Source organism: Ensifer sp. (genome assembly GCF_035999135.1).
In the GTDB taxonomy this organism is placed as follows: domain Bacteria; phylum Pseudomonadota; class Alphaproteobacteria; order Rhizobiales; family Rhizobiaceae; genus Ensifer.
Map to the genome: position 1 here is coordinate 1 of NZ_DASYGZ010000063.1, position 3,114 is coordinate 3,114.

The 3,114-nt window shown below is 63.7% G+C and carries 4 protein-coding genes and 2 pseudogenes; 1 reads left to right on the top strand and 5 read right to left on the bottom strand.

The window, feature by feature from the left end; all coding sequences use genetic code 11:
* Positions 1-83, bottom strand: a pseudogene (locus VGO12_RS06935) (50S ribosomal protein L19); the annotation flags it as partial.
* Positions 84-408: 325 nt separating this feature from the next.
* On the opposite strand from VGO12_RS06935, the gene VGO12_RS06940 reads away from it, so the two are divergent.
* Positions 409-1,155, top strand: coding sequence for a sulfite exporter TauE/SafE family protein (locus VGO12_RS06940; RefSeq protein ID WP_327511989.1), 747 nt, complete (start codon positions 409-411; stop codon positions 1,153-1,155).
* Here VGO12_RS06940 and trmD read toward each other — a convergent pair.
* The 4 genes and pseudogenes from trmD to VGO12_RS06960 all read right to left on the bottom strand — a co-directional run.
* On the bottom strand, positions 1,137-1,829 hold the full coding sequence (gene trmD, locus VGO12_RS06945) for a tRNA (guanosine(37)-N1)-methyltransferase TrmD (RefSeq protein ID WP_327511990.1): 693 nt from the start codon (positions 1,827-1,829) through the stop codon (positions 1,137-1,139). The genes VGO12_RS06940 and trmD overlap by 19 nt on opposite strands.
* 11 nt (positions 1,830-1,840) lie before the next feature.
* Entirely contained in the window at positions 1,841-2,401 is a 561-nt protein-coding gene (gene rimM / locus VGO12_RS06950; protein WP_327511992.1) for a ribosome maturation factor RimM, read from the bottom strand.
* Positions 2,402-2,545: 144 nt separating this feature from the next.
* Positions 2,546-2,908, bottom strand: coding sequence for a 30S ribosomal protein S16 (gene rpsP / locus VGO12_RS06955; RefSeq protein ID WP_327511991.1), 363 nt, complete (start codon positions 2,906-2,908; stop codon positions 2,546-2,548).
* Between the two features lie 37 nt (positions 2,909-2,945).
* Positions 2,946-3,114, bottom strand: a pseudogene (locus VGO12_RS06960) (chorismate mutase); the annotation flags it as partial.

Genomic DNA, 3,114 nt, shown 5'->3' on the forward strand with positions numbered 1-3,114 from the left:
TCGCCTGCGGAGAATTCCGGGAGCGTGCGCTTGGCGGCGATCTTGGCGGCCTGTTCGGCTTCCAGCTGCTGGATGATGTTCATCGGTCTAACCTTTCAAGTTCTTCTGAAACAGCCAGAGCGCTCTCGATGAACCTGTCGGGCCAGCCTTCAGGTCTTGCCGGAGACCGGCAGGAGCGGATTCGCCATTCTTTGTTTTGGTCGACGGGCATGAATCCCGAACCGGGGCGGCACTTACACCAATCGGCCCCGCTTGTCATCCCCGGAAGCCATAATTTCTCGGCGGCCCCGGCCAGCGCTGTGATTTTATCAGCAGATCCTGAGATACGTTCGGCGCATTTGTGCGGTGGAACGGGCTTGCAGCCGGCACAACCAGCGGCTATCCCGGGCAGGGTGGTTGGGGGAAACCATGCATATCTTCGAAGTGCTCATGCTTTTCACGGCCGGCTTCCTGTCCGGTGTCGTCAATGCCATTGCCGGCGGCGGGACCTTCCTCACCTTCGGGGCGATGACGCTTGGCGGGCTGTCACCGATCGTCGCCAACGCGACCTCGTCGATCATCCAGTTTCCGGGCTATATCACCTCGGCGCTCGCCTATGCCAAGGAGATCCGCGCCGACAGGCGTTACGCCATCCTGCTCGGCGTCATCTCGGCGCTTGGCGGCCTTGCCGGCGCGCTGCTCTTGATCTCGCTGTCCAACGCCTCCTTCCGCGCGCTCGTTCCCTGGCTGCTGCTTGCGGCAACCGCGATCTTCGCCGCCGGACCGCTGCTGAAGCCCAAGGCGCGCATCGACGAGCACGCCATCAATCCGGCCGGTATCGGCGCACAGTTCATCACCTCGATCTATGGCGGCTTCTTCGGCGCCGGCATGGGCATCATGATGCTGGCGGTGTTGGGGCTTGCGACCGGCGGCGGCTACCACCGCCTGAACGCGCTCAAGAACTTCATCTCGATCGTGATTGCCGCCATCGCCATCGTCGTCTTTACGGCCGGCGGGGTCGTCTCCTGGCTGCATGCGGCGATCATGGTGCCTGGGGCAGCCCTCGGAGGCTACAGCGGCGTCTGGGCCGCCAGACGCGTGCCACAGGCGGTGATCCGCGCGCTCGTCGTTGCCGTGGGCCTGCTGCTGGCCGCCTATTACTTCTTCACCGGCTGAGCAAGGAGGTCGGGCCGGCGCTCGGCCGTCAGCCGCCGCGCTTCCGCCTCGCGCCACTTGGCAATGGCGCCATGGTTGCCCGAGGTCAGAACCGCCGGGATCTCGCGACCCTCGAATTCCTGCGGCCGGGTGTAATGCGGATGTTCGAGCAGCCCGCCCTCGAAGCTCTCATGCACGCCCGAAAGCGCGTTGCCCATGACGCCGGGCAGGATCCTGACGACGGCATCGAGCAGCGTCAGCGCCGCCGGCTCGCCGCCCGAAAGAATATAGTCGCCGATGGAAACCTCTTCGAGGCCACGCGCGTCGATCACGCGCTGGTCGACACCCTCGAAGCGCCCGCAGACGATCACGACGCCGGGACCGTCGGCGAGTTCGCGCACCCGCTCCTGGGTCAATGGACGGCCGCGCGGGCTCATCAGCAGCCGCGGACGGTCGTCATCCCCGGAGACCTGATCGATCGCCCGGGCAAGCACATCGGGTTTTAGCACCATTCCGGCGCCGCCGCCGGCCGGCGTATCGTCGACCGTGCGGTGCTTGTCCTCGGCGAAGTCGCGGATCTGCACCGCCTCGATTGACCATTGGCCCCGCTCCAGCGCCTTGCCCGAAAGCGAAGCGCCGAGATGGCCCGGAAACATTTCGGGATAGAGCGTCAGGACAGTGGCACGAAAGGTCATCGCCACGTCGCTCATTTGCGCTTTGCGGAAAAGGGGTTCTGATCCTGATCTTTTTCGTCGGAAAGGCCGGCTGCGACCGGATCGACGAGCAGGCGACCACCCTCCAGGTCGATCTCCAGCACCGACCATTCGGTGAAGGGAATGAGAACCGGGCGCCGACCGGGCCCCTTCAGCTCCAGGAGGTCGCCGGCGCCGAAATCGAAGACGCCGCTCACCTTTCCGTAGCTGGTGCCGTTGCCGTCGACGGCTTCCAGGCCCTCGAGATCGGCATAGAAGAACTCGTCTTCGTCCAGATCGTCGTCGGGAAGGTTGTCGCGCTCCATGAAGAGATCCAGGCCGTTCAGGGCCTCGGCGGCATTGCGATCGTTGACGCCGCGAAAGCGCACGACGACGACATTCTTCGCTTCACGGATTTCCAGCACTTCGAAAACACGACCGTCGGCGCTGTGCAGATTGCCATAGTCGCCAAGCGCCGTCGGATCGTCGGTAAAGGACTTGACCCTTACCTCGCCGCGCAGCCCCTGCGCCGCACCGATCGTCGCCATCAGAATCGGGTTTTCGAGTTTCATCATCATCTCATCCGTGTTCGGGATATCCCGGTGGACATAACGGAAAACGGGCGGCATGGAAATGCCACCCGTTTCTTAAGTCACGGCAGCCCGAGGAGGAACGTCAGCGCAAGTGCGCTGGTTCCACCTGAGGCTGTTCTCCGGCTATTATTCTGCAGCGGCGGCAGCGGCGTCTTCAGCCTTCTGCTTCGCTTCAGCAGCGCGCTCCTGAGCCTTCTTGCCCGGAACAGCCTTGGTCGGGTTGCTGCGAGCCGGACGCTTTGCAAGGCCAGCCTGGTCGAGGAAGCGCAGAACGCGGTCGGTCGGCTGGGCGCCCTGGGCGATCCAGTGGCTGACGCGCTCGGCGTTGAGCTCGACGCGCTTTTCGTCGTCCTTGCCGAGCATCGGGTTCCACGAGCCGATCTTCTCGAGGAAGCGGCCGTCACGCGGGCTGCGGGCGTCGGCAACGACGATCTGGTAGTAAGGACGCTTCTTGGAACCGCCACGGGCGAGACGAATTTTCAGTGCCATGTGAGTAACTCCTTGCAGGCTTTCTTGACCGCTTGGTTCAAGCGGAATGGTTTGTGCCGGCGGCGCCCGCGGAATGCGAGCGATCGGCGGCGATGGCTTCATGATGCCGGATGACTTCCTTGATGATGAAGTTCAGGAACTTCTCGGCGAAATCCGGATCCAGATTGGCATCCTTGGCCAGGCGGCGCAGGCGTTCGATCTGGTAT